Annotated in this window: 20 protein-coding genes; 13 read left to right on the top strand and 7 right to left on the bottom strand. The window is 72.1% G+C overall.

Features of this window, described 5'->3' with window-relative positions; genetic code table 11:
* Positions 1-162: 162 nt before the first annotated feature.
* The 5 genes from ABFX51_RS25080 to ABFX51_RS25060 form a co-directional block, all read right to left on the bottom strand.
* Positions 163-1005 carry a hypothetical protein gene (locus tag ABFX51_RS25080; RefSeq protein WP_091504949.1) on the bottom strand — a complete coding sequence of 281 codons (843 nt, stop codon included), beginning with the start codon at positions 1003-1005 and terminating at the stop codon, positions 163-165.
* Positions 1006-1146: 141 nt separating this feature from the next.
* A complete protein-coding gene (locus ABFX51_RS25075; RefSeq protein WP_245782945.1) occupies positions 1147-2274 on the bottom strand; it encodes a hypothetical protein in 1128 nt (375 codons plus the stop codon).
* A 335-nt stretch (positions 2275-2609) separates the two neighbouring features.
* The gene (locus tag ABFX51_RS25070; protein WP_091504948.1) at positions 2610-2915 is read right to left on the bottom strand and encodes a hypothetical protein; all 306 of its coding nucleotides are present in this window, start codon (positions 2913-2915) and stop codon (positions 2610-2612) included.
* A 60-nt stretch (positions 2916-2975) separates the two neighbouring features.
* Positions 2976-3272 carry a chorismate mutase gene (locus ABFX51_RS25065; RefSeq protein WP_091504947.1) on the bottom strand — a complete coding sequence of 99 codons (297 nt, stop codon included), beginning with the start codon at positions 3270-3272 and terminating at the stop codon, positions 2976-2978.
* Between the two features lie 165 nt (positions 3273-3437).
* Positions 3438-3806: a DUF1707 SHOCT-like domain-containing protein gene (locus ABFX51_RS25060; RefSeq protein ID WP_091504946.1), complete on the bottom strand. Its 369-nt coding sequence runs from the start codon at positions 3804-3806 to the stop codon at positions 3438-3440.
* Positions 3807-3916: 110 nt separating this feature from the next.
* Between ABFX51_RS25060 and pcrA the strand changes: the two genes are divergently transcribed.
* Positions 3917-6298 (top strand): DNA helicase PcrA, encoded by a 2382-nt coding sequence (pcrA, locus tag ABFX51_RS25055; protein WP_346055085.1) that lies wholly within the window; start codon positions 3917-3919, stop codon positions 6296-6298.
* Between the two features lie 610 nt (positions 6299-6908).
* On the opposite strand, the gene ABFX51_RS25050 is transcribed toward pcrA, so the two are convergent.
* Complete coding sequence (locus tag ABFX51_RS25050) at positions 6909-7595, bottom strand: M23 family metallopeptidase (protein WP_091505199.1); 687 nt, start codon at positions 7593-7595, stop codon at positions 6909-6911.
* Positions 7596-8071: 476 nt separating this feature from the next.
* Here ABFX51_RS25050 and ABFX51_RS25045 point away from each other — a divergent pair, with 476 nt between their 5' ends.
* The 11 genes from ABFX51_RS25045 (at position 8072) to ABFX51_RS24995 (ending at position 24349) form a co-directional block, all read left to right on the top strand.
* A complete protein-coding gene (locus tag ABFX51_RS25045; protein ID WP_346055084.1) occupies positions 8072-10000 on the top strand; it encodes a hypothetical protein in 1929 nt (642 codons plus the stop codon).
* A gap of 146 nt (positions 10001-10146) precedes the next feature.
* The gene (gene sucC, locus ABFX51_RS25040) at positions 10147-11316 is read left to right on the top strand and encodes an ADP-forming succinate--CoA ligase subunit beta (RefSeq protein ID WP_091504943.1); all 1170 of its coding nucleotides are present in this window, start codon (positions 10147-10149) and stop codon (positions 11314-11316) included.
* A gap of 5 nt (positions 11317-11321) precedes the next feature.
* Positions 11322-12212, top strand: a complete 891-nt coding sequence (gene sucD / locus ABFX51_RS25035; protein WP_091504942.1) for a succinate--CoA ligase subunit alpha — start codon at positions 11322-11324, stop codon at positions 12210-12212.
* A 206-nt stretch (positions 12213-12418) separates the two neighbouring features.
* The gene (locus ABFX51_RS25030) at positions 12419-13123 is read left to right on the top strand and encodes a DUF5336 domain-containing protein (RefSeq protein ID WP_346055083.1); all 705 of its coding nucleotides are present in this window, start codon (positions 12419-12421) and stop codon (positions 13121-13123) included.
* Between the two features lie 153 nt (positions 13124-13276).
* The gene (locus tag ABFX51_RS25025) at positions 13277-14725 is read left to right on the top strand and encodes a cell division protein PerM (RefSeq protein ID WP_143249814.1); all 1449 of its coding nucleotides are present in this window, start codon (positions 13277-13279) and stop codon (positions 14723-14725) included.
* Between the two features lie 51 nt (positions 14726-14776).
* Positions 14777-15394 carry a phosphoribosylglycinamide formyltransferase gene (purN, locus tag ABFX51_RS25020; protein WP_091504940.1) on the top strand — a complete coding sequence of 206 codons (618 nt, stop codon included), beginning with the start codon at positions 14777-14779 and terminating at the stop codon, positions 15392-15394.
* On the top strand, positions 15391-16944 hold the full coding sequence (gene purH, locus ABFX51_RS25015; RefSeq protein WP_091504939.1) for a bifunctional phosphoribosylaminoimidazolecarboxamide formyltransferase/IMP cyclohydrolase: 1554 nt from the start codon (positions 15391-15393) through the stop codon (positions 16942-16944). The genes purN and purH overlap by 4 nt, the downstream gene beginning before the upstream one ends.
* A 1267-nt stretch (positions 16945-18211) precedes the next feature.
* The gene (locus ABFX51_RS25010; protein ID WP_091505197.1) at positions 18212-18913 is read left to right on the top strand and encodes a hypothetical protein; all 702 of its coding nucleotides are present in this window, start codon (positions 18212-18214) and stop codon (positions 18911-18913) included.
* A 394-nt stretch (positions 18914-19307) separates the two neighbouring features.
* Entirely contained in the window at positions 19308-20870 is a 1563-nt protein-coding gene (locus tag ABFX51_RS25005) for a DNA polymerase Y family protein (protein ID WP_091505196.1), read from the top strand.
* Positions 20870-20992, top strand: coding sequence for a hypothetical protein (locus ABFX51_RS25000; RefSeq protein WP_281245150.1), 123 nt, complete (start codon positions 20870-20872; stop codon positions 20990-20992). The genes ABFX51_RS25005 and ABFX51_RS25000 overlap by 1 nt, the downstream gene beginning before the upstream one ends.
* A 6-nt stretch (positions 20993-20998) precedes the next feature.
* Positions 20999-24349 carry an error-prone DNA polymerase gene (locus tag ABFX51_RS24995; protein WP_346055082.1) on the top strand — a complete coding sequence of 1117 codons (3351 nt, stop codon included), beginning with the start codon at positions 20999-21001 and terminating at the stop codon, positions 24347-24349.
* Between the two features lie 2 nt (positions 24350-24351).
* On the opposite strand, the gene ABFX51_RS24990 is transcribed toward ABFX51_RS24995, so the two are convergent.
* On the bottom strand, positions 24352-25035 hold the full coding sequence (locus ABFX51_RS24990; RefSeq protein WP_346055081.1) for a methyltransferase: 684 nt from the start codon (positions 25033-25035) through the stop codon (positions 24352-24354).
* Between the two features lie 26 nt (positions 25036-25061).
* Between ABFX51_RS24990 and ABFX51_RS24985 the strand changes: the two genes are divergently transcribed.
* Positions 25062-25655 carry a pentapeptide repeat-containing protein gene (locus ABFX51_RS24985; protein WP_091504937.1) on the top strand — a complete coding sequence of 198 codons (594 nt, stop codon included), beginning with the start codon at positions 25062-25064 and terminating at the stop codon, positions 25653-25655.
* Positions 25656-25678 lie beyond the last annotated feature (23 nt).

Here is a 25678-nt window from a genome sequence, read left to right as displayed (position 1 = left end):
AGGGCACGCCACACCTTTCGCCTGCCCGAGCGTATGCACATGTCGCGGCCCCGGAGGGCCGGTTCAGCCGAAGCCAGCTCGTGACAAGGCTAGGGCGCTCACTCTGCGCACATACACCTGGCACGCTTCGGGGCGGCCGACGGTTACCTGCTATGGCGGAGACTACAGCTGCTCCGCCGAGAGCAGCACCGCCCGGGAGATCACGTTCTGCTTGCCCTTCGTCACCGTGAGCACCTGGGTGACGCGGAGCTGCGTGCCGTCGTGCTGGTGCACCGTCACCACCGCGCGCACGGTGCCGTCCGGCTGCACCTCGACGCTGTCCACCTCGATCCGGGACATCGAACTCCACGCCCGCACCAGGTCACCCGGCTCTTCGCCGGCCAGGTCGGGGGTGAGCATGGCCAGCGCGTCCTCCGGGTGGGCCGAGACCATGCGCTGGTAGAACTTCTCGACCAGCGCGACCTTGTCGCTGGTCGACGTGTCGGCAGGCGTGGAACTGGTGGCCGGGGCGCTGCTCGCCGCACTGCCGGGGGCCGCCTGCGTCTGGGCGACCGGGACCTGCGAGGTCGGCACGACCGACGGCGCGGTGCGCGGCGTCCGGGACTGGTCCTGGCGGTGGCCAGCGACGTCGGGCACGAACGCGCCGAGCGCGGCCGCCCCCGTGATCTGCGGCGGCACCGGGGCCGCCGCCTCGCCGTTGGCCGGCCGCTGGCGGGTCAGCACCGCCGAAGCCACGACCGCGCCCACGAGCAGGGAGGCGGCGGTGGTGAGGCCGGCGAGCTTGGCGATCTTGGAAACCCTGTTCTCGGGCGCCCGCGGCGGCTGTGGCTCGCGCCTGCCGCGCGCACGCGGGGGCGGCAGGAACTTGCGCGGCTCGTGCGCCGGCTCCGTGAGGTGGGCGTCTTCGACCAGCTCGAAGTCGAACTCCTGCGCCGACAGGAGGTCCTCGACGGTGAGGGCGTCCGGCGTCTGCCGGTACCGCCGCCGATCGTGCACGACTCTCATGGCCTCTGTTCCGGTTGATCGGGTGGTCTGCTCGTTCATCAGCGAACCGTGGCTCGTCGTTACCGGCCACCCCCGATCGGTGGACAGCCCCGATCGCACGACGAACGGCAGTACCTGTCACCCGGGTGGAGTAACGGCAGGTCAGGTGCCGTCGTTCGCGATCTTGGGCCCGTCGAAGGTCAGGGTGCGCTGCTCGGTGCTCGCGCTGCCGTCCTTGCGCACCAGCTTCACCGTGCAGACGGTCTTGCCGTCGTACTGGTGCACCTGCACGTGCTCGACCTGGAAGTAGGCCACGTCGGCGTACTTCTGCTCGATGCCCTGGGTGCCCTCCTGCTGGAGCTCACCCGTCGTCATCGCGTACGCGGCCTGCGGGTCCTCGGTCACGGTGTCGAGGTAGCGCTGGGAGTTCTGCGCCAGCACCTGCGGGTCGCCCTCGGGGATCCGGAACCGCCACGGGTCGGCGTCGTAGGGCGCCGGGGTGGGCGAGGGCTTGACGGGCGGCGCGGTGCTGGTGGACGGCGTGCCGGACTGACCGGGCCCGCCGCCGGACACCGGGGGCAGCCCGTGGCCGCCGGTGACGCCGTGGGAGCTGCTGACGCCGGGGTTCCGGGTGCTGCCGGGTGCCTCCGTCGTCGTCGGTGGCTCCGACGTGCTGGTCTCGCTGCGGAAGTTCCGGGAGCCCGAGGTGGGGTCGCTGGGATAACCACCGCCGCCGGGGGCGGGGACGACGCGCTCACCGCCGAGCGTGGGGAGGCCGCCGCCGAGACCGGGGATCCACGCGTCGCCCGCCTGGTCCGGCGTCGGCTTGCCGACGAGCGCGGAGCCGGCGAACAGCAGGGCGAGGACCACCCCGCCGGAGGAGGCGGTCGCGAACCAGGCCGCCTTGCGCCACGTGCGCGGCGGGGTGACCGACGCGGGCACGGACCCGAGGTCGAAGGAGCCGAGGCCGGTCTCGGGCGGCGCCACGTAGACGCGCACGTCCTCGTCCTCGGCGTTCTCGTCGTGCGGGGTGGGCGGCGTCAGCGTGACCTTCGTCCGCCGGGGCTTCGCGGGCGGCGCCTGCCGCTCGGGCGGTTTCGGCAGCGGCAGCTCACCGCGGGAGGTGGGGAAGACGCCGCCTTCTTCGGGCCCCGGGGGGACCAGCGGCAGGGAGCCGCGGGCGGGCGGGTCGATCGCGGCGGACGCGAACGACGAGTGGCGGCCGCCGGTCGAGCGCTGCGGTACCCGGGGTGTCCAGGTGCCCGCGCCCCGCCGGTGCCGGCCTGTCACAAGAGGAAGTCGGTCGGTCGAATCGGCCCCGCTGGTCATGCCGGGAGGACCCCTCCCCCCGTGTGCCGTGACGCGGGCGGGACCCGGGTTAAGTCGAACGGAGCAACATGCACGCGTGAAGATGCACGTTCATCTGCACGCGCACGGCATGCCGCCGAGCGAGTACCTGTGAGCGTGCGGGATTCCACGCCCCAAGGGTAAAAGGCTTCGGCCACAACGGGAGGGCCGGATCCCAAGTTCACCCTGTCGGGGTCGCGTCGCGGCGGAAGTGCGACTTGCAGTGTGTAACCGCGGTGTGGTGCGGTCCAGGTCTCACCGCAATGCGTGCCCCGGGTTCAGCCTCCGCTGCGGTACTTCTCCTGCGTCGACTGCAGCGCCTTAACGGCCACCGCCCCGCTTCCCGCGGCCAGCAGGATCGCGATGACGTCCATCGTCGGTCCGCCGGCCGTGAGCAACCACGCGAGCAGGGAGGCCGCGGTGGTCCCTCCGGCGACGGCCCACCGGCTGCGCACGTACTGCGCGACGGGGGCGCCGCCCGCCCTCTTGTTGGCGGCGTTGTTGAGCAGCGCCAGGTAGCCGACATGGCCCAGCGCGGCGAGCACACTGGCGATCGCGACCACGACCGCGATGAGGTTAATCATGCGTCCAGTGTGCCCGCCCGCGGCGCCTCCCGGGTCGGGGAAACTCCCTGAAAAAAGCGCTTACCGGCCGAGCCTGCCGCGACCGAGGTTCAGCAGCGCCATCGCCAGCTGGCGCCCGTCGGGGCCGAGGTCGCGGTAGCGGGCGAGCACGTCCATCTCGCGGTTGTAGACGATCCGGGTGCCACCGGCGGCCATCCGCGCGCGGCCGATCGTCTGCGACACCTCGATCCGGCGTTTGACCAGGCGCAGGATCTCCGAGTCCAGCCAGTCGATCTCCTTGCGCAGCTCGGCGATCTCCTCGGCCGAGGCGATCGGCTCCGCGGAGGAGACCCGGTCTTCTTCCGTCTGTGCGTCCATCTGGACCTCCGGTCGGTCCGGACTCCCACCTGGTCCCAGAGCCGACGAAAGCCCCGGGTCCGTGGACTCCGGGGCTTGGCGGTGATTGCGGTCGGACACTACGCGATCACGGGAGCCGGAGTCCGGTTCCCGTAGAAAAATCGGTACGCGTGGTGCCGCATGCCCTCAGTATGGCACAGCCCGCCACCGGAACGCGGCGTGAGCCACGAGACTCAGCGAAAGCCAGAACAACGGGGCGACCGGCCAGAAGAACGGCGCACCGGAAACCGCCCACACCGTCACGAGCAGCACGGCGAGCACCACGGCCACGGCGGCGTGCACCTGCAGCGGCAGCGGGAACCGCGGTGCGGGCTCCGGTGGCAGGTCGGACAGGAGTGCGGCCAGCTCGTCGACGTAGGTCGCGGCATAAACCGTGCCCAGCCGTCGTTCTGTCTCATCGAGGGGGAGGCGGCCTTCGCCGCTGGCGCGCTGTATCCGGCGAGCGACGCGCTCGCGGTCGGCGTCCGAGGCGCGGATTCGGGTGGGTGTCGTCATAAGCTCGATGCTCCGCACCGGGACGGGGGCCGGCATCGGCTCGTGGGCGACATTCGCGGCTACGTCCGGTGCGGTAGACCGTCAGTCCCCCCGAGTAGCGTGGATCCCCGATGAGCACCCTCTTCGATCTCCCTGCCGAAAAGCCCGCGGCCGTCCCCGCCGGCCGCCACGCCGACCTGCTCGCGGACCTGAACCCCGCCCAGCGCGAAGCCGTCACCCACGCCGGTGTGCCGCTGCTGGTCGTCGCGGGCGCCGGTTCGGGCAAGACCAGGGTGCTGACCAGGCGGATCGCCTGGCTGCTCGCCGAACGCGGCGCGCAGCCGGGGCAGATCATGGCCATCACCTTCACCAACAAGGCCGCCGCCGAGATGCGGGAGCGCGTCTCCGACCTGGTGGGCCGCCGCGCCAACGCGATGTGGGTGTCGACGTTCCACTCGATGTGCGTGCGGCTGCTGCGCCGCGAGGCCAAGACGCTCGGCATGTCGTCGAACTTCTCGATCTACGACTCCGACGACACGAAGCGGCTCATCACGCTCGTGGCGCGCGACCTCGACGTGGACCCGAAGCGGTACCCGGCGCGCACGCTCGCGGTGCACATCTCGAACCTGAAGAACGAGCTGGTCGACCCGGAGAGCGCCAAGGACAAGGCCACCAACGACCTGGAGCGCCGCGTCGCCGAGGTCTACGCCGAGTACCAGCGGCGCCTGTCGCTGGCCAACGCGATGGACTTCGACGACCTGATCATGCGCACGGTCGAGCTGCTGCAGGTGTTCCCCGACGTCGCCGAGCACTACCGGCGCCGGTTCCGGCACGTGCTGGTCGACGAGTACCAGGACACCAACCACGCGCAGTACACGCTGGTCCGCGAGCTGGTCGGCACGGAGCCGACGGAGTCCGGCGTGGAGCCCGCGGAGCTGTGCGTGGTGGGTGACGCGGACCAGTCGATCTACGCCTTCCGCGGCGCGACGATCCGCAACATCGAGGAGTTCGAGCGGGACTTCCCCAACGCCCGCACGATCCTGCTGGAGCAGAACTACCGCTCGACGCAGACCATCCTGTCCGCCGCCAACGCCGTGATCTCGCGGAACCCGAACCGGCGTGACAAGCGGCTGTGGACCGACTCGGGTGACGGCCCGAAGATCGGCGGCTACGTCGCCGACAACGAGCACGACGAGGCGGCGTTCGTCGCGGGCGAGATCGACGCGCTGGCCGACCGCGGCGAGGCGAAGTACTCCGACGTGGCGGTCTTCTACCGCACCAACAACCAGTCGCGCGTGTTCGAGGAGATCTTCATCCGGCTCGGCCTGCCGTACCGGGTGGTCGGCGGCGTCCGCTTCTACGAGCGGCGCGAGGTCCGGGACATGCTGGCGTACCTGCGGGTCATCGCGAACCCGGAGGACACGGTGAGCCTGCGCCGGATCCTCAACGTGCCCAAGCGCGGCATCGGTGACCGCGCGGAGGCGGTGATCGCGACGCACGCGGAGCGGGAGCGGATCTCGTTCAACGCCGCGTTGCGCGAGGCGGTCGAGGGCAAGGTTCCGCTGCTCAACCCGCGCTCGGCGAAGGCGATCACGGGCTTCGTGGAGCTGCTCGACGGGCTGCGTGAGCTGGCCGACGAGGGCGCCGAGGTGGCGGATGTCCTGGAGGCGGTGCTGGACCGCACGGGGTACCGCGCGGAGCTGGAGGAGTCGGACGACCCGCAGGACGCCTCCCGGGTGGAGAACCTGACCGAGCTGGTGACGGTGGCGCGGGAGTTCACCGAGGCGGCGGCCGAACAGCCACCGGCGGAGGACGGGCTGCCGGAGCCGGGCTCGCTGCCCGCGTTCCTGGAGCGCGTGTCGCTGGTCGCGGACGCGGACTCGATCCCGTCGCCCGACGGCGAGGACGACGAGGACGACACCGGCGTGGTCACGCTGATGACCGTGCACACCGCGAAGGGTCTCGAGTACCCGGTGGTCTTCTGCACGGGCTGGGAGGACGGCGTCTTCCCGCACCTGAGGGCGCTGGGGGAGCCGGCCGAGCTGGCGGAGGAGCGGCGCCTGGCGTACGTGGCGATCACGCGCGCGCGGGAGCGGCTGTACCTGTCACGGGCGATCACGCGGTCGGCGTGGGGCCAGCCGATGACCAACCCGGCGTCGCGCTTCCTCGACGAGATCCCGGCCGACCTGATCGACTGGCGCCGCGAGGAGCCGGAGTCGTACGGCTCGCCGCGCACCGCCACGACGTGGGGCAGCAGGCGCTCGTTCGGCGGCGACTCGGCGCAGGCCGGGGTCGCGGCGCGCGGCATGCGGACGACGCCGTTCAAGGGCTGGCAGAACACGGTCGCGCTGAAGCTCGACGTGGGTGACCGGGTCAGCCACGACAAGTACGGCCTCGGCACGGTGGTCGAAGCCCAGGGCGAAGGCGCGCGCGCCACCGCGACGATCGACTTCGGCGCGGCGGGCAAGGTCAAGCTGATGCTGATCGGCAGCGTGCCGATGGTGAAGCTGTAGCTGTTTTTCGCCCGGTTTTCGCCGGCGGCCCTCGCGAGGGCCGGAAACTGTCGGACCCCTCCGCTATACCTGTACTCGAACATGAGTTCGAGCGTCAGGAGGGGTTCCGATGGGTTCGTCGAGTGCGGTGCGGTGGGGTGTGCCCGGGCCGGTTCGTGTCCGGTCCCGGGACTGGCAGGCCTGCGTCCCCCGGACGTGCGATAGCGGGGTTTGGCCCGTCGGCGGTAGGGGAACCAGAGGCCCGACGCCGCGCGGACACCTTGCAGCGCCACAGGAGGGAGCAGAAGCCAGCCACGTCATCGCACTCAGCCGAGGCGCGCTTCGAAAGGCGAGGGGGCCTTCGACGGGGCGCCAGGACCACGGAGAGGAGCATCCCCGCCGAGGAGCGGTCAGCGGTTCGCCGCCGGTTGCCTTGTCCCGTAGCGAGGCCGCAGGGCAACCCCGGCAGCACGAGCCGCGGCGCGGGTCTCGGCAGCCAGCGTTGCCCGGGGACGAGCGCCAGCCGAGGTTTCGGCAGCCACCGCAGTCCGGGGCCGACCGACAGCCGAACACGCCAGAGCGCGAACGCCAGCCCTCCGGATGCGAGCCAGGGCGGCCCGCAGGCTGGCGGCTACAGGTACACGCCGCGCGCGGCGAGCCAGGGGCGCGGGTCGATCTTCTTCGTGCCGTTCAGCCAGACCTCGAAGTGCAGGTGCGGACCGGTCGCCTGACCGCGGTCGCCGATCTCGGCGATCTGCTGCCCGCACTTGACCTTCTGGCCCTCGCGCACGGAGAAGGTGTTCATGTGCCCGTACACCTGGATGGTGCCGTCGGCGAGCTGGATCCGGACCCACAGGCCGAAGCCGCTGGCAGGCCCGGCGTCGATCACGACGCCGTCCGAGGCGGCGTAGATCGGGGTGCCGATCGAGTTCGCGATGTCGATGCCGTAGTGGGTCGTGCCCCACCGGGCGCCGAAACCGGACGTGAAGGTGCCGTGCGCGGGCAGGCAGGTCTTCGGCCGGGAGGCTTCCTCGGCGGCGGCTCGGGCGGCCGCGGCGTCGCGGGCCTCGCGGTCCTGCGTGACCTGGAGGCTGGCGTTGAGCTTCTGCACCTCGGCCGAGGCGTCGGTGTAGTGCGCGGCGGGGACCAGCTCGGGAGCGCCCGCGGGGGCGTCACCACCGAGGGCGAACGAAGCACGCGCGTCGGAGGTGTTCGCCAGCGGCGTCACACCTTCGGCCTCGGCGGTGCCGAAGGACGACTGCAGGGTCTGTCCCGCCGCGGCGGCGGCGAAAGCGCCTGCGGCGACTGCGGCGACCACCACGCGCCCACGCAGGGCCGAGGACGGTGCCGGGATCCGGTGTCCACCCCGGACGCGGACGACCGCACCGTCCAGTGCGTCATCGAGTTCCGGGGAAGGGGCTTCGCCGCTGGGGGAGCGGTGTCGAGCCAAAGCGAGGCCTTCCGTTACTCGGGGGAGCCAGATCCGCGAACCCGGGCGGGGGAACCCGGTGAGCCGACCTCGGGGGTGGTTGACTCGCTGTCCGCTTTGTGACCTGACCGTAATGGGGACCGGGGGACAGTAACGAAGGGAGGTCCTTCTGGGCAAGGCGTCGTCGGCGCAAGGGCTGAAAGTGTGAGAGACGCGAGCGTTCTAGCAGCGGTAATGACGCAGTGTGGAGAGAGGATTACACCGTTGGTGTGACGTGGCTAACGTTTGTCGAGGAATAAACCCGGGCACCGTCCGGCGCGGTCCAGGCCGTGAACCACCGCGGTCCTTGCTAGCGTTCCGTGGCAATGATCCGGACTCGCTGGACTGTTCCCGCCCGGCTTTCGCGGAGTGATCCGCGGTCGGCCGAAACCCTCGACGGGCACCCGACCTCGGTGCTGCTCCCTGCCCTCGTGCTCGCCGCGCTCGCGGCGCTGCTGTCGGCGCTCGGCGCGGTCCTGCCGGTGGTCGACGGTGCTGTGCGCGGCTACGCGAGTGCACCCCTGCTGATCGTGCTCGCCGTCGTGCCTCCGGTGCTGGCGATCGCCTTCGTGCTGCGGGGCAGGCCCGCCGCGGGCGCGGGGGTGCTGGCGGGCGTCGCCGCGCTCGCGCCGGGACAGGCGGTGCTCGACCTGCAGTTCCTCGCCGATCCGTCGTCGGTGTCGCGTCCGGAGTTGTACCGGCCGGAGGTGTTCGCCCTGCCCGGGCCGGGTGTCGGCTTCTGGCTGCTGCTCGCCGGGCACGTCGTCGCGGTCGCGGCCGGCGTCGCCGGGGTGCGCGCGCTCGGGCCCCGGCCCGAGTCCGGTGTCGCGGACCGGGGTCTGCTGCCCATCGGGCTGGTGGCCGCGGGTGTCGCGGCGGTCGGCGTCATGATGGCGCCGTTCGCCGGGGACGACGCGTTCCTGCCGGTCGGCAGTGCCTTCGAGCGGCCTGCGCTGGTGCTCGCCGGAAGCCTGCTGCTCGCGTTCGCGCTGCCGGTGGCCGCGGGGCTCGCGATCAGCTCGGGATCGGACGGGCTCAGCACCGGCGGGCTGCTCGGGCTCGGCCTGGCCGCCGCGACCGTCGCACTGCCTGAACTGGGCTCGGGCATCGCGGTCGACGGCATCGGCGTGTCGGCCGGGCCGATCGTGGTCCTGGTCGGTGCTGCCGGGCTCGCGGTCGTCGCCTTCCTGCCCTCGGAAGGGCGGGAAGGGCTGCCGGTGCGCCTCGGCGGCGACGCGACGGGCGAGGCGAGCGCCGACCCCGGTGCCGACGACACGGCGGCCAACTACGCGACGGGCGACTTCGCGGCGGCCAACTATGCGGCGGGCAAGTACGAGGCGGCCCACTACGCGGCGGCCAACTACGCGGCGGACAAGGCGGGCGTGGCGAGGGCCGGTGACGAGGCGGGCGAGGCACGGCTGCCCGGTTCGCCCGGGTTGCGGCGTGCCACCGGCGTGCTGGGCCTGGTGACGATGCTGGCCGCGATCGCGGGCACCTTCACCGATCAGGTGGTGGTGACCGGTGAGCTGGGCGGCCCGCAGAGCCCGTGGCGCTGGTCGCTGCTCGTCGCCGGGCTGCTGGTCGGCGTGCTGGGCGCGGCGATGTTCGTGCCGGGGCTGGCGCCGGTGCTGCGGCCGGTGCTGTCGGTCGCGTGGGCGGGGGTTCCGCTCGCGGCGACGGCCGTGCTCACCACGGCCATCACCGCGACCGAACTGGGCGCCGGCCTGTCCCCGGGGCAGGGCGTGGTGTGGACCTCGGTGGCGACCGTCGCCGCGGCCGCGACCGCGTGCTGTTCCGTCGTGGCCGGCATGGTCGAGCGCGACGACAGTGAAGAGGCCGCCGAGGTGCCCGGCCCCAACCTGATCACGCCGCTGGTCGCGGGCGGGATCCTCGCGATCGGGGGGTTCGGCACCCCGTCGATCGTCTCGCCCGACTACGTCGAGCCCGCGCTGTGGTCGAACTTCGGCACGCCCTCCTGGGGGCTGCTGCTCGCGCTGCTGACGGTGCTCGGGGCGTGCTTCCTCGCCCCGCGCAGCCGGCCCGCCCGCGCCACCGGGCTGCTCGCCGGGGCGACCTGCCTCGCCGTGCTGCGCCTGCTGGCGCTGCCGCTGACGGGCGACCAGATCACCGGCGCGCACGCCGGCGTCGGCTGGTGGCTCGCGCTCGGCTGCGTCGTGGCGCTCGCGATCGCCACCGTCCTGGCCCCGCGTGGGACGATTCACACCCGGAAAACACCCTCTGGATCCATACGGTGACAGAGTTCACCGGGTGCGGCGCCCCGCGCCTCTCCCCAGGTCGCTAGGGTCGTCTCCGTCCGGCAGCATGGTTTGCATCAAGCACGCATCTGGACCCACCTCACGCAGGTCAACGCAGTGGCGTGTGTCGTCAGGAGACTGGAGTAGTGGACCTCTACGAATACCAGGCGAAGGACCTCTTCGCCGCCCACGGTGTGCCGGTTCTTCCCGGCGCCGTAGCGAGCACCCCCGAAGAAGCCCAGGCCGCCGCCGAGAAGATCGGTGGACAGGTCGTCGTCAAGGCGCAGGTCAAGACCGGCGGCCGTGGCAAGGCCGGTGGCGTGAAGCTCGCCAAGGACCCGGCCGAGGCCAAGGAGAAGGCCGAAGCCATCCTCGGCCTCGACATCAAGGGCCACATCACGCACCGCGTGCTGGTGACCGAGGCGTCCGACATCGCGGAGGAGTACTACTTCTCCTTCCTGCTGGACCGCGCCAACCGCACCTTCCTCGCCATGGCCTCGGCCGAGGGCGGCATGGAGATCGAGCAGCTGGCCGTGGAGCGGCCCGAAGCGCTCGCCAAGGTGCCGGTCGACGCGATCGCCGGGGTCGACAAGGCCAAGGCGCTGGAGATCCTGGCCCAGGGCAACTTCCCCGAGGTCATCCGCGACCAGGCGGCCGACGTGGTCGTCAAGCTGTGGGAGACCTTCGTGGCCGAGGATGCCACCCTGGTCGAGGTGAACCCGCTGGTCCGCGACCCGCAGGACAAGATCGTCGCCCTCGACGGCAAGGTCACCCTGGACGAGAACGCCTCCTTCCGGCAGCCGAAGCAGGAGGAGCTCGTCGACAAGCAGGCCGAGGACCCGCTGGAGGCCAAGGCCAAGGCCAAGAACCTCAACTACGTCAAGCTCGACGGCGAGGTCGGCATCATCGGCAACGGCGCGGGCCTGGTCATGTCCACGCTGGACGTCGTGGCCTACGCGGGCGAGAAGCACGGCGGCGTCAAGCCCGCCAACTTCCTCGACATCGGTGGCGGCGCCTCGGCCGAGGTCATGGCCGCCGGCCTGGACGTCATCCTGAACGACCCGGCCGTCAAGTCGGTGTTCGTCAACGTCTTCGGTGGCATCACCGCGTGCGACGCGGTCGCGACCGGCATCGTCGAGGCCCTCAAGATCCTGGGCGACGAGGCCACCAAGCCGCTCGTGGTCCGCCTCGACGGCAACAACGTCGAGGAAGGCCGCCGGATCCTCAACGAGGCCAACCACCCGCTGGTGACGCAGGTGGACACCATGGACAACGCAGCGGACAAGGCTGCCGAGCTGGCCGCGGCAGGAGCGTAAGAGAAATGTCGATCTTCCTCGATTCCAGCAGCAAGATCATCGTTCAGGGCATCACCGGGTCCGAGGGCACCAAGCACGCGACCAAGATGCTGCAGGCCGGCTCCAACATCGTCGGTGGCGTCAACGCCCGCAAGGCCGGGCAGACGGTCACCATCGCCGGCAAGGACCTCACCGTGTTCGGCACGGTCGAGGAGGCCATGAAGGAGACCGGCGCCGACGTGTCGGTCATCTTCGTGCCGCCGAAGTTCGCCAAGGACGCGGTCATCGAGGCCATCGACGCCGAGATCCCGCTCGCCGTGGTGATCACCGAGGGCATCCCGGTGCACGACTCGGCCTACTTCTGGGCCCACGCCGTCGCCAAGGGCAACAAGACCCGCATCATCGGCCCGAACTGCCCCGGCGTCATCTCGCCCGGCAAGTCGAACGCCGGCATCATCCCGGCCAACATCACCGGCCCCGGCAAGATCGGCCTGGTGTCGAAGTCGGGCACGCTGACGTACCAGATGATGTACGAGCTGCGTGACATCGGCTTCTCCACGGCCGTCGGCATCGGTGGTGACCCGATCATCGGCACCACCCACATCGACGCGCTGGAGGCCTTCCAGGCCGACCCGGAGACCGAGGTCATCGTCATGATCGGTGAGATCGGTGGCGACGCCGAGGAGCGGGCCGCGGCCTACATCAAGGAGAACGTGACCAAGCCGGTCGTCGGCTACGTCGCGGGCTTCACCGCGCCCGAGGGCAAGACCATGGGGCACGCGGGTGCGATCGTGTCCGGCTCGGCCGGCACCGCGCAGGCGAAGAAGGAGGCCCTCGAGGCCGCGGGTGTCAAGGTCGGCAAGACGCCGTCCGAGACCGCCGCGCTGGCCAGGGAGCTGTACGAGAACCTGCACTGACCCGAGCACGGTCCGTGGAAACGGCCGGGTCCCCGCCGCGGGGCCCGGCCGTTCTGCTGCCCGGGTTCACAGCGAACTCGACGCAACCGTTTGCCGCCGTGGCACGTCGGATAGCCGAGGGATGGGCCGGACACCCCCGGTGCGCTAGCGTTTCCGGACATATCGGCCACCCCCACCTTTCGGGCAACACGACAGGAGAGCACGGAATGACCTTCCCCAGCGGTGGGCCGGGCTACCCCCAGCAGGGTGGCGGCGCACAACCGAACCCCCAGCCTCCGGGCCCTGGAGGCTTCCCCCACCAGCAGCAGGGCGGGGCGAACCTGTCGGCGGTCAACCTGCCCGTGATCCTCACGCTCGCCGTGCTGGTGCTCGGCGTGGTCAGCTACTTCCTCGGTTTCTCGGACGAAGCCAGCGGCTCGGGCCAGGCACTGCTGTTCCTGCTGGTCGGCGGCCTGCTGGCGGGCCTGTCGCTGCTGCCGCGCGCGCCGAAGGTGCTGCCGTTCGCGGTCCTGTTCAGCGTGCTCGGCGGGCTGTACGCGATCCTCGCGGTGGTCCAGGTGCCCTCCGGCGGCGAAACCCCGGGGATCATGACGGTGATCCTGATACTGGGGCTGTTGCAGCTGCTCGTCGCGGTGGCGGTGCTGCTCGTCGAGTACAACGTGATCAAGCTGCCGACGCCCGGTCCGCGGCCCCAGTACCAGCCCTACGGCCAGCCCGGCCCGTACGGCCAGGGCCCGGAGAAGCAGGGCGGCCCGCAGGGCACGCAGTTCGCCCCGCCGGTGGCGCCGCAGTCGACGGTCTACGCCCCGCAGCAGGGCCAGTTCTACCAGCCGCAGCAGCCGGAGACCGGCCAGCAGCCCCAGCAGCCCGGCACCGGCACGCCGCCCGGCGGCTTCGGCAACCAGGGCTGAACGACCAGCGAGAAGGGCACCTCGGGGCGGTTTCGAGGTGCCCTTTCGAGCATCCTGGAACAGCACCCCACCGGGTGACGTGTGCGCGGGGACACGCCTCCTGGGCGGCGTGCCTCACCCGACCGGCGCAAACCGGATGCGAGGGTGCGAGACATGCAGCTGCTCACCCCGCGTCCTCCCGCCGAGGAAGAGGTGACCGGCCTGCGCGCGACGGGTGAGCTGAGCGGCGCCACGCGGACGAAGATCGTGTTCGCGGCGGCCTTCGGGCCGCTGGTCGCCGGGTACGCCCTCGTCGTCGCGCTCTTCGCGCTGGTCACCGCGCTCGCGTCGCTCTCGCACTTCTCCGTGCTCGGCGTGCTGCGTGCCGCCGGTCCCGGACTGCTCGCCGCCTACCAGGTCCCGGTCACCGTCACCGGCGGCACCCTGGGCGTCCTGCCGCTGCTCGGCACCGCGGTCGTGGGCACGTTCGTCGCCGGGTCGGCCGCGCACGCCGCCGGGCGGCTCGGTTACCGCGAGCCGGGGCAGGCCGTCAACGTGGTCGCCCCGATCGCGGCGACGCACGCCCTCGCGGGCATCACCATCGCGCTCACCGTCGGCAGCGTGCGCGTCAACGTCGAGCCGCTCACCGCGTTCCTCGTGCCGGGGTTCGTCTCCGCCCTGTGTGCGACGGCGGGTGTCGCGAAGCGGTGCGGGATCCTCGCCGCGGCCCGCGACCACCTCGACCCGCTCGCGCTGCGCGGGCTGCGCGCGGGGGCGCTGGGCCTGGCCGGGCTCCTCGGCGTGGGCGCCGTGGTCTACACGGTCACGCTGGGCGTTTCGGTGCGGACGGTGGGGCACCTGTTCGCGGCTAACGCGCCCGGTTTCGGCAGCGGCGCCGGGATGCTGCTGCTGTCCATCGGTTACCTGCCCAACGCCGTGATCGCGACCCTGTCCTTCGTCGCGGGGCCCGGGTTCTCGATCGGCTCGGTCTCGCTCACCCCGTTCAGCTACCGCGGTGGCACGCTGCCCGGTCTGCCGCTGCTCGCGAACATGCCGGAGCACGCCGCGCGCTGGTGGCCCGCGTTGCTGGTGCTGCCCGCCGCGGTGGGGGTGCTGGTCGGGTGGTCGTTGCGGCGCAGCGACGAGGACCCGCGGGCGCGGCTGCGCACGGTCGGCATCGCGGGTGCCCTCATCGGGTTCGGCTGCGTCCTGCTGGGCACGCTCGCCGGCGGGCAGCTGGGGCACGGGCCGTTCAACCCGGTGTCCGTGCCGGTCGGGCTGCTGTCGGTGGCCGCGTTCGGCTGGATCGCCGTGCCCGGCGGCCTGGTCGCGTGGCTCGCGGGACCGCGCCGTCCGGCGCCCGCACCTGAACCGGTGGTGGTGGAGGAGCCCGAGCCGGAGGCCGAGTCCCAGGACGAAGCCGACGAGCAGCGGGAGCCCGACACGGTCGAGGAGCCGGACGACACCGAAGACACCGAAGACACCGCGGCCGTCGAGGACACCGAAGACACCGAAGACACCGCGGACGTCGAGGACTCTGAAGACACCGAAACCGCCGAGGATGCCGAGGATGCCGAGGAGCCCGCTCAGGCCTCCGACGAGGCGAAAGAGCCCGGCAGCTAGTCTGGGGGAGTAACACCACCAGGCGAAGGAGAGGCGTTGGAGTCCAGTCGAGTGGACCTGCCCACGCCGGTGAAGGTGGTCGTGCTCGCGTCCGGGTCCGGCACGCTGATGCAGGCGCTCATCGAGGCGACGCGACGTCCGGGCTACCCGGCGAAGGTGGTCGCCGTCGGCACGGACCGCGACGGCGCCGAAGCGCTGGCGAAGGCCGAGCGCGCCGGAGTGCCCCACTTCACCGTGCGGGTGAGCGACCACCCCGACCGCGCGGCGTGGGACAAGGCGCTCACCGAAGCGGTCGCCGCCTACCGGCCCGACCTCGTGGTGTCCGCGGGTTTCCTGAAGCTGCTGGGGCCGAGCTTCCTCGACCGGTTCGCGAACCGGGTGATCAACACGCATCCCGCGCTGCTGCCGTCGTTCCCCGGCATGCACGCGGTCGCCGACGCGCTGGCCATGGGGGTCAAGGTGACCGGCTCCACGGTGCACTTCGTGGACGCGGGCATGGACACCGGGCCGATCATCGCGCAGGAGGCCGTCGAGGTCGGCAGCGACGACGACGAGGCCGGGCTGCACGAGCGGATCAAGGTGGTCGAGCGGCGGCTGCTCGTCGAGGTGGTCGAGCGGCTGGGCCGCGGTGGGTGCACTGTGGACGGACGAAAGGTGAGTTTCCGGTGACAGGACGGCGGGCGGTCAAGCGGGCCCTGATCGGTGTTTCGGACAAGTCGGGTCTGCTGGAACTCGGCACCGGCCTGCACGCGGCCGGCGTGGAGATCGTGTCCACCGGCGGCACGGCCAAGGCGCTGGCCGACGCCGGGGTGCCGGTGACGCCGGTCGAGCAGGTCACCGGGTTCCCGGAGTCCTTCGACGGCCGCGTGAAGACGCTGCACCCGCGCGTGCACGCCGGGCTGCTGGCCGACCGGAACCGCCCCGAGCACGTCGAGCAGCTGCGTGAGCTGGACATCGCGCCGTTCGACCTGCTGGTGGTCAACCTGTACCCGTTCCGCGAGACCGTCGCGTCGGGCGCGAGCCCCGAGGACTGCGTCGAGAACATCGACATCGGCGGGCCCGCGATGGTCCGCGCCGCGGCGAAGAACCACGGCAGCGTCGCCGTCGTGGTCGACCCGTCGCGGTACGACTGGGTGCTCGAGCGCGTGCGTGACGGCGGGTTCGACTTCGAGGACCGCAAGCGCCTCGCGGCGCAGGCCTTCGCGCACACCGCGAGCTACGACATGGCCGTCTCGGCGTGGTTCGCCAACGCGTACGCGCCCGCCGACGACTCCGGGTTCCCCGACGTCACCGGCGCGACGTGGGAGCGCGGCGAGATCCTGCGCTACGGCGAGAACCCACACCAGAAGGCCGCGGTGTACAAGCACTGGCGGGACGGGCTGGCGCACGCCGAGCAGCTGCACGGCAAGGCCATGTCCTACAACAACTACGTCGACACCGACGCCGCGCGCCGCGCCGCCGCCGACTTCGCCGAGCCCGCCGTCGCGATCATCAAGCACGCGAACCCGTGCGGGATCGCCGTCGGCGCGGACATCGCCGAGGCGCACCGGAAGGCGCACGCGTGCGACCCGGTGTCGGCCTACGGCGGGGTGATCGCGAGCAACCGGGCGATCACGCTGGAGGCCGCGGAGCAGATCGCCGAGGTGTTCACCGAGGTGGTGCTCGCGCCGTCGTTCGACGACGACGCGCTGGAAGTGCTGCGGCGCAAGAAGAACATCCGCCTGCTGCGGCTGCCGGAGCTGCGCAACCCCGATCCGATCGAGTTCCGGCCGATCTCCGGCGGCATGCTCGTGCAGACCGTGGACCGCATCGACGCTCCCGGTGACGACCCGGCCAACTGGACGCTGGCGACCGGTGAGGCGGCCGACGAGGAGACACTCGCCGACCTGGAGTTCGCCTGGCGGGCCCTGCGTTCGGTGAAGTCGAACGCGATCCTGCTGGCGAACGACCGCGCCACGGTCGGCGTCGGGATGGGCCAGGTCAACCGCGTCGACTCGTCACGGCTGGCGGTGCAGCGGGCCGGTGAGCGGGCGAAGGGCTCGGTCGCGGCGTCGGACGCGTTCTTCCCGTTCCCGGACGGGCTCGAGGTGCTGCTGGAGGCCGGGGTCCGCGCGGTCGTCCAGCCCGGCGGTTCGATCCGCGACACGGAGGTCATCGCGGCGGCCGAGGAGGCCGGCGTGACCCTGTACCTGACGGGAACGCGCCACTTCACGCACTGACCCGGTTTTCCCTGACCGCCCACGCCCGGTTCCCGTCCGGGCGTGGGCGGTTTTGTGTTGTGCGGAAAGGAAAGCGGGCCCGTTTTCCCTCGGTCGGGTTAGCTGGTTCCGCTGTGGCTTGACAGGGGTCGGGAGGGGCGGCAGACTGGCTCTAGTCGAACTGGTGTTCGAGTCGCCGTCTTCCCCACGGTGGCTCTCCACCCTCGCACGACGCGAGGGCTGGGTGCTCGTGGGGAGGTGAAGTGCGATGCCGGTGGCAAGCGTGGCCGACGGGGTGGCCGCGGAGTCCGCCGATCGCCCGGCGGTGAGGCAGTCCGCTCCGGGGGCGGCTGCCGACCCGCGAACCCGTGCCACGGTACGGCGCCCGGGTGAGGCCGAGTCGTGGGACAGCTCGGCTTCGTCCGATGTGGACCTGGCTACCGATCCAGGCCGCGCGGCGCGGCGGCCTGGCGCGGTGACCGCTGAGCCGTGGGGCGGCTCGGCGGTCGAGTCCACAGTGGATCTTCCTGCGGAGGCGCGGGGTGCCCGGTCCGCTGTGGGGCTGTCCGCCGAGTCGGGCGGTGAGGTCGAGCGGTGCGGCGTGGTGCCTGCCGAACCGCGGGGTGCCCGGTCGGCGGCGGAGCGGTCCGCCGACCAGGACCGCCCGACTCGGCGGACAGTCGAACCGTGGGGTGATGAGGTCGCGGAGCTGGGCCTTCCGGTGCCACAGTGGGGAAGTGTGACACCGGAGTCCACAGTGGACTGTTCCGTGGGGGTGCGGGGTGCTCGGCCCGCTGATCCGCAGGACCGGCCACCTCTGCCCGACCCCGAGGCGGCTGATGGGGCAGTCACTGAGCCCCGGAGCCACCCGGACGCCCACCTGTACTCGCCTCACCCGCACCCAGCTGGCGCTCGCTCGGCTGCCGTGCATCCGCACCCGCCTGGCGTTCCCTCGCACTCGGCCGACGTGCACTTGCACCCGGCTGGCGCTCGCCCGGTTGGCGTGCATCCGCACCCGCCTGGCGTTCCCTCGCACTCGCCCGACGTGTACTCGCACCCGGTCGACTTGTACTCGCACCCAACTGGCGTGCATCCGCATCCGTCCAACGGGCATCCGCACTCGGCTTCCGCTTCCTCGCGTCGGGCCGACGTGCACCCGCACCCATCCGGTGCGCACCCGCCTGCCGCGCCTCCGCACCCGGCCGACATGCGCCTACACCCAGCCGATCCGCACCCGCGCCAACCCGGTACGGAAAAGAGCACCAGCCCGCGCTCAGGCCTCGCCGTGGTGCCGTCTCCCAGGGGCAGGAACCGGACAGCGGCGGAGCTGGCGGCGCTGCCCGGCGTCAGCACGGCCAGCGGGGTGGCCGACGCGGCGGCGCGGGCGCAGGTCACCGGGCGGCTGCTGCCCGTCCGGCCGGACCTGCGTGACCTGCTACCCGGCGGCGGCCTCCGGCGGGGCGGCACCGTGGCCGTGCACGGCTCCACGTCGCTGCTGCTCGCGTTGCTGGCCGAGGCCACCGCGACCGGGTCGTGGGCGGCCGCGGTGGGGATGCCGAACCTCGGGCTGGTCGCGGCGGAAGAACTCGGGGTGGAGGTCGGCAGGCTGGCGCTGGTGCCTCGGCCGGGGGTGGAGATCGCCTCGGTGGCCGCAGCGCTGCTCGACGGTGTCGACCTGGTCGCAGTCGCCCCGGGCGGTGTGGCTCCCTCGGTGGCGCGCAGGCTCTCCGCCCGTGCGCGACACCGGGGAGCCGTGCTGCTGTCGCTGGGCCCGTGGCCCGGCGCTGAGCTGGAACTCACCTGCGTCACCGCCCAGTGGACGGGGCTCGATTCCGGCGCGGGCCACCTCCGCAGCCGCCGGCTCGAAGTCCGGGTCTCGGGCCGCGGTGCGGCGGCCAGGGCGCGGCACGCTGAACTGACGCTGCCCGGCGCCGCCCTCGAGCGGGTGGAGCCGTTCGTCGTGCAGTGGGCCGCGGAGGAGGTCGGATGACCGCCTGTCTGGGAACTGGCCCTGCCTGGCATCACCCTCGAGTGGGTGGAGCCGCAGCGGGCCGTGGTGTGGCGGCACACCGAACTGGCCATGCCTGGCGCCGCCCCTGGGGTGGAGCTGCTCGCGGTGCAGCGGGCCGCGGAGGAAGTCGGATGACCGTCGCCTGTCTGGGAAGTGGCCCTGCCTGGCATCACCCTCGAGTGGGTGGAGCCGCAGCGGGCCGTGGTGTGGCGGCACGCCGAAGTGGCCCTGCCTGGCGCCACCCTCGAGCGGGTGGCGCGGCAGCGGACCGCCGTGCGGCGGCCAGAGCGCGGCGCGCCGAACTGCCCCTGCCCAACACCATCCCCGGGCGGGTGTGGACAGCGGAGGACGTCGGATGACCACCCCCGTCCGGATGCTCGTCGTGTGGTGTCCCGACTGGCCCGCGGTCGCGGCGGCGCTCGCGGCGGGGGTGCCCGCGCACCTGCCCGCCGCGGTGTTCGCCGCCAACCGGGTCGTCGCCTGCTCCGCCGTCGCTCGCACTGCCGGGGTGCGCCGCGGCATGCGGCGGCGGGAAGCGCAGTCCCGCTGCCCCGAACTGACGGTCTTCGCCACCGACGAAGGGCGTGACGCGCGGCTGTTCGAACCCGTCGCGGCGGCCGTCGAGGAACTGGTCGTCGGCGTGGAGGTGGTGCGGCCGGGGCTCGTCGCGGTCCCCGCCGACGGGGCCGCCGGCTACTTCGGCGGTGAGCAGGCGCTGGCCGAACTCCTCCTCGACCAGGTGTCCACCCGCGCCGGGGTGGAGTGCCAGATCGGCATCGCCGACGGGCTGTTCGCCGCGACGCTCGCCGCGCACCGGTCGGCCATCGTCGACCGCGGGGCGGCCAAGGAGTTCCTCGCCCCACTGGGCGTCCACGAACTCGACCAGCCGGACGCCGACCGCGCCGAACTCGTGGACCTCCTGCGGCGACTGGGATTGCGCACCCTCGGCGCCTTCGCCGCGCTCACCGAGCGCGACGTGGTGTCCCGGTTCGGCCACCCCGGCCTGCTCGCGCACCGCCTCGCCAACGGCCGCGTCGAACGCCCGCCCCACCGGCGCCGCCCACCGCCGGAGCTGTCCGTGCCCGAGGAGTTCGACCCACCGCTGGACCGCGTCGACGCCGCCGCGTTCATGGCGCGCACCCTCGCCGAACGGTTCCACGCCGGGCTCGCCGCGCACGGCCTGGCCTGCACGCGGCTGGGCATCTACGCCACCACCGAGCACGGCCAGGAACTCAGCCGGGTGTGGCGCTGCGCCGAACCCCTGACGCCACAAGGGATCGCCGACCGCGTCCGCTGGCAGTTCGAAGGCTGGCTGCGGGCCGACGAGCGGGACCGGCCCACGGCCGGTGTCGTGCGGCTGCGGCTGGAACCGGAGGAAACCGTCGAAGGGCGGTCACTCCAGCTCGGCCTCTGGCGCGGCGGCTCGCCCGGCATGTCCGGCGAGCAGGACGAGAAAGCGGGCCGCGCACTGGTCCGGGTGCAGGGGCTGCTGGGCCCGGACAGCGTGTTCACCGCGGTCCTCGACGGCGGCCGCGGCCCCGCCGAACGGGTCCGGCTGGTGCCGTGGGGTGACCAGCGGGCCACCACGAGCCCACCGGACGCCACCTGGCCCGGCCGCCTGCCGGAGCCGTCCCCGGCGACGGTGCTCGCCACGCCCACACCCGCCAAGGTGCGGGACGCCTCGGGCGAGGAGGTCGCCCTCACCCCGCGGCGAAGGCTCACCGCACCACCCGCCGAGGTGGTCCTGCCCGGCGGGGGCGGCCCGCGCCCGGTGCTGGACTGGGCCGGGCCGTGGCGGGTCGAACCGCGGTGGGGTGGCACGGGCGGGTGCACGCGCATCCAGGTGCTGCTGGCGGGCGAACCGGAACTGGCGCTGCTGCTGACCCGAACCGACGAAGAAAGTCCGAAGTGGACAGTTGAAGGAGTGTACGACTGATGGACGACGAGTTTCTCCGCAGCGTGCGGCAATGGCTGGTGCGAGCGGAACTCCGGCGGATGGAACAGGCGCTGGAGCAGGACGAGCCCCTCATCCCGCTGCCCCGGACCCCGCAGGACTGAAAAAGCATGGGCTGGAACAACCCCGTCGTCCCGTGGCGGAACCTGGAACGGACGCTGAACGGCGACCCGGTCCCACTCGACGGCGGCGATTCCCCCGCGTGGAGCCGAAAACGCGAGGGCTACCTGAAACCGGCCGACTTCCCGGCCCGCCGGGCGGACGACCTGTCCGGCGGCCGGAAGCGCGTGCCCTACGCCGAGCTGCACTGCCACTCCAACTTCAGCTTCCTCGACGGCGCGAGCGACCCCGAGGAGCTGGTGGAACAGGCCGCGCGGCTGGAGCTGGACGCGATCGCGCTCACCGACCACGACGGCATGTACGGCGTGGTCCGCTTCGCCGACGCGGCGAGGGAACTGGGCGTGCGCACGGTGTTCGGCACCGAGCTGAGCTTCGGGCTTTCCGGCCCGCAGAACGGGATTCCCGACCCCGAGGGCGAGCACCTCCTCCTGCTGGCCAAGCAGACCGACGGGTACGCGGCGCTGTGCCGGGCGATCACCGCGGGTCAGCTGCACGGCCACGACGTCGAACTGCCCAAGGCGGAACGCGCCGAGAAGGGCCGCCCGGTGTACGACCTGGAGGCCGTGGCTTCCGAGGTGCACGGCAAGGTCGTGGTGCTCACCGGCTGCCGCAAGGGTCCCGTGCGCCGCGCGCTGCACCGGGAGGGGCCCGCCGGTGCGGCGAGGGAGATCCGCCGCCTGATGGACCTGTTCGGCAGGGAGCAGGTGTTCGTCGAACTGCTCGACCACGGCCACCCCGGGGACAGCACGCACAACGACGTCCTCGCCGCGGTCGCCGAGCGGCTGGGGGTGCTGACGGTGGCGACCAACGCGGTGCACTACGCCACCCCGGGCCGGGACCGGCTCGCCGGGGCCATGGCGGCCATCCGGGCCCGCCGCAGCATCGACGAGCTGGAGGGCTGGCTGCCCGCCGCCGGCACGGCCTTCCTGCACTCCGGCGCCGAGATGGCGGAACGCTTCGCCCGCTACCCCGGCGCGGTGCAACGCGCCGCGTTGCTGGGCCTGGAATGCGCGTTCGACCTGAAGCTGATGGCGCCGAAACTGCCGCCGTTCGACATCCCCGAGGGGTACACCGAGGCGAAGTTCCTGCGGGAGAAGGTGTTCGAGGGCGCGCAGAAGGAGTACGGCACCCGCGAGGAACGCCCGGACGCGTACGCGCAGATCGACCACGAGCTGGAGATCATCGAGCGGCTGGGGTTCCCCGGCTACTTCCTCATCGTCTGGGACATCGCGAAGTTCTGCCGCGAGGAGGGAATCCTGTGCCAGGGCCGGGGTTCCGCCGCGAACTCCGCGGTCTGCTACGCGCTGGGCATCACGAAGGTCGACTCGGTGAAGTGGCACCTGCTGTTCGAACGGTTCCTCGCCCCCGACCGCGACGGCTACCCCGACATCGACCTCGACATCGAGTCCGACCGGCGCGAGGAGGTCATCCAGTACGTCTACGCCAAGCACGGGCGGCTGCGGGCGGCACAGGTGGCGAACGTGATCACCTACCGCGCCAAGTCCGCCGTGCGCGACGCGGCACGCGCGCTCGGCTACTCGCCGGGGCAGCAGGACGCGTGGAGCAAGCAGATCGACCGCTGGGGCCCGCTGCGGACCACCAAGGACGACCACGACCACGACATCCCCGCACCGGTGCTGGAACTGGCGGGCGCGCTGGAGGACTTCCCGCGCCACCTCGGCATCCACTCCGGCGGCATGGTGATCTGCGACCGCCCGGTGAGCGAGGTGTGCCCGATCGAGTGGGCCCGCATGGAGAACCGCAGCGTGCTGCAGTGGGAGAAGGACGACTGCGCGTCCGCGGGGCTGGTCAAGTTCGACCTGCTCGGGCTGGGCATGCTCTCCGCGCTGCGGTACATGATCGAGCTGGTGCGCGACCACAAGGGCATCGAGGTCGAACTCGGCAAGCTCGACCTGGAGGACGCCAACATCTACGAGATGCTGCAGCGGGCCGACGCCGTCGGGGTGTTCCAGGTGGAGAGCCGGGCGCAGATGGCGACGCTGCCGCGGCTCAAGCCCACGGAGTTCTACGACCTGGCGATCGAGGTGGCGCTCATCCGCCCCGGCCCCATCCAGGGCGGCTCGGTGCACCCCTACATCCGGCGCCGGAAGGAGGGACGGGAACGGGAGGAGTGGTACGACCACCCGCTGCTGAAGAACGCGCTCGGCAAGACCAAGGGCGTGCCGCTGTTCCAGGAACAGCTGATGCAGATCGCGCTGGACCTCGCCGACTTCACCGCCGCCGAGGCCGACGAGCTGCGGCACGCCATGGGCGCCAAGCGGTCCACGAAGAAGATGGAACGGCTGCGCCGCCGGTTCTACGACGGCGCCGCGAAGAAGGGCATCGGCGAGGAGCTCGCCGGACGCATCTTCGAGAAGATGAAGGCGTTCTCCAACTTCGGGTTCCCCGAGAGCCACGCGCTGAGCTTCGCGTACCTCGTGTTCGCCAGCGCGTACTTCAAGTACTACCACCCGGACGCGTTCTGCGCGGGCCTGCTGCGGGCGCAGCCGATGGGGTTCTACTCGCCGCAGTCCCTCGTCGCCGACGCGCGGCGGCACGGGGTCACCGTGCACGGCCCGGACGTCAACGCCAGCGAACCGCACGCCACGCTCGAACCCCACGGTGACGGGCACGCGGTGCGCGCAGGGCTCGGGACCGTGCGGCTGATCGGGCAGGCGCTGGCCGAAAAACTGGTCGAGGAAAGGAAAAGCGGCGGGCCGTACCAGCACATGGCGGACGTGGCGCGGCGCGTGCGGCTGACCAGACCGCAGGTCGAGGCACTCGCGACGGCGGGTGCGTTCGGCTGCTTCCCGGAGATCGGCGGGGACCGGCGCCGGGCGTTGTGGGCGGCCGGGGCGGTGGCCGAGGAACGGCCGGAGAAGCTGCCGGGCAGCGTCGTCGGCACGGACGCGCCCGCATTGCCGGGCATGGACGAAGTGGACCTGGCGGTCGCCGACGTGTGGGCCACCGGCATGTCCCCCGGCAGCTTCCCCACGGAGTTCATCCGCGACCGGCTCGACGCGCTGGGCGTGGTGCCGGCGGCGAAGCTGGCCGACGTCGAAAGCGGCAAACGGGTGCTCATCGGCGGGGCGGTCACCCACCGGCAGCGCCCGGCGACGGCGGGCGGCATCACGTTCCTCAACATCGAGGACGAGACGGGCATGGTGAACGTCATCTGCACGGCCGGGCTGTGGCACCGCTACCACCGGATCGCGCGGGGCAGCCCGGCGCTGCTGATCCGCGGGGTCGTGGAGCGGGCGGACGGGGTGGTGAGCGTCCTGGCCGACCGCCTGCAGCACCTGCCGATGCGGATCCCGTCGAAATCGCGGGATTTCCGGTGAGCTCAGGACATCCGGAACGTGAAGTACTCGACGCGCCGGCCCTCCCGGGTCAGTTCCTGGCTGGCGACGACCTCCGTGGTGAAGCCCGCCTCGTCGGCCAGCCGCCGCAGGAACGGCAGATCACCGCTGGTGCCGAAGAAGACGAGCAGGCGGCCGCGGTCGGTCAGGTGGGCGCGGGCACCCGCGAAGAAGGCCCTGAGCGCGCGGTAGTCCTCGTCGGTGATCGCGGCCTCGAACAGGTCGCGTGGCGCGAACCAGCGGAACGGCGGGTCGAACACGATGAGGTCGAACCGGCCCTCGACGGCCTCGAACACGTCGCTCCGCAGCACGGTGATCCGGTCGCCGACGCCGTTGCGCTCGGCGTTCTCCCGGGCGGCGGCCAGCGCGTGCGGGTTGATGTCCACGGCCACCACGTCCCGAGACTTCGACGCGGCGAGGATCGCGTTGACCCCGCTGCCGGTGCCCACGTCGAGCACGCGGTCGTCCTCGCGGACCTCCTCCAGCACCGCGTCGCCGAGCAGCGCGGACGTGCCGGAGATCGGCATCACCTCCGGCGGCACGACGATCGTGTGGCCGAGGTAGGAGAAGGTGCGTGGCGTGTCGCTGCGGATGCCCTCGTTGGCCTCTTCGTGCCAGCGGTGGATCCGGTCGACGTCCTCGGGGGACAGCATCGGCTCGTGGGCCATGTCCCCGATTGTGGCAGGCTCCGGGCATGGACGAAGCCGAAATCGGGGAGGACTACCGGGACGCGGTGCTGCCGGGGGCGCGCTGGGAGAAGCGGCGGTTCGTGCGCTGCGACTTCAGCGAGGCGGACCTGCGGGGGCTCGTCACGCAGGGCTGCACGTTCGACGAGTGCGACTTCACGCGTGCCGACCTCGGGGAGTCGCGGCACGAGACGTCGGCGTTCCGGTCCTGCACCTTCGACCGGACGGTGCTCGCCTCGGTCTCGTGGCGTGGCTGCTCCCTGCTCGGGTCGTCCTTTGTGGACTGCCGCATGCGGTCGATTTCGGCGCGGGACACCGACTTCACCCTCGTCAGCCTCGGCCGCGCGGACCTGCGCAAGCTCGACCTGTCGGGGCTGCGGTTCCGCGAGGCGAACCTCGTCGAGTCGAACCTGACCGGTGTGAACCTGCGTGACGCGGACCTGCGGGGCGCGCGGCTGCTCGGCACCGACTTCTCGGACGCGGACCTGCGGGGCGCCAAACTCGACGCGAACGGGTTCGTCCAGGCGAAGTTCAGCGGCGCGCGGATCGATGTCGACATGGCGATCACGTTCGCGGCCGCGCACGGACTCGTGGTGTCGTAACGGAAAACGGCCGGCTCCCCGGG

The organism is Amycolatopsis dongchuanensis, from assembly GCF_039542405.1.
GTDB classification, from domain to species: Bacteria; Actinomycetota; Actinomycetes; order Mycobacteriales; family Pseudonocardiaceae; genus Amycolatopsis_E; species Amycolatopsis_E sacchari.
This window is presented reverse-complemented; position numbering and strand designations above follow the sequence as displayed.

Coding starts and splice junctions, on each gene's coding strand:
- ABFX51_RS25080 (WP_091504949.1), bottom strand. CDS start 1,005: ATGAGAGTCGTGCACGATCGGCGGCGGTACCGGCAGACGCCGGACGCC.
- ABFX51_RS25070 (WP_091504948.1), bottom strand. CDS start 2,915: ATGATTAACCTCATCGCGGTCGTGGTCGCGATCGCCAGTGTGCTCGCC.
- ABFX51_RS25065 (WP_091504947.1), bottom strand. CDS start 3,272: ATGGACGCACAGACGGAAGAAGACCGGGTCTCCTCCGCGGAGCCGATC.
- ABFX51_RS25060 (WP_091504946.1), bottom strand. CDS start 3,806: ATGACGACACCCACCCGAATCCGCGCCTCGGACGCCGACCGCGAGCGC.
- pcrA (WP_346055085.1), top strand. CDS start 3,917: ATGAGCACCCTCTTCGATCTCCCTGCCGAAAAGCCCGCGGCCGTCCCC.
- ABFX51_RS25045 (WP_346055084.1), top strand. CDS start 8,072: ATGATCCGGACTCGCTGGACTGTTCCCGCCCGGCTTTCGCGGAGTGAT.
- sucD (WP_091504942.1), top strand. CDS start 11,322: ATGTCGATCTTCCTCGATTCCAGCAGCAAGATCATCGTTCAGGGCATC.
- ABFX51_RS25030 (WP_346055083.1), top strand. CDS start 12,419: ATGACCTTCCCCAGCGGTGGGCCGGGCTACCCCCAGCAGGGTGGCGGC.
- ABFX51_RS25025 (WP_143249814.1), top strand. CDS start 13,277: ATGCAGCTGCTCACCCCGCGTCCTCCCGCCGAGGAAGAGGTGACCGGC.
- ABFX51_RS25005 (WP_091505196.1), top strand. CDS start 19,308: ATGCTCGTCGTGTGGTGTCCCGACTGGCCCGCGGTCGCGGCGGCGCTC.
- ABFX51_RS25000 (WP_281245150.1), top strand. CDS start 20,870: ATGGACGACGAGTTTCTCCGCAGCGTGCGGCAATGGCTGGTGCGAGCG.
- ABFX51_RS24995 (WP_346055082.1), top strand. CDS start 20,999: ATGGGCTGGAACAACCCCGTCGTCCCGTGGCGGAACCTGGAACGGACG.
- ABFX51_RS24990 (WP_346055081.1), bottom strand. CDS start 25,035: ATGGCCCACGAGCCGATGCTGTCCCCCGAGGACGTCGACCGGATCCAC.
- ABFX51_RS24985 (WP_091504937.1), top strand. CDS start 25,062: ATGGACGAAGCCGAAATCGGGGAGGACTACCGGGACGCGGTGCTGCCG.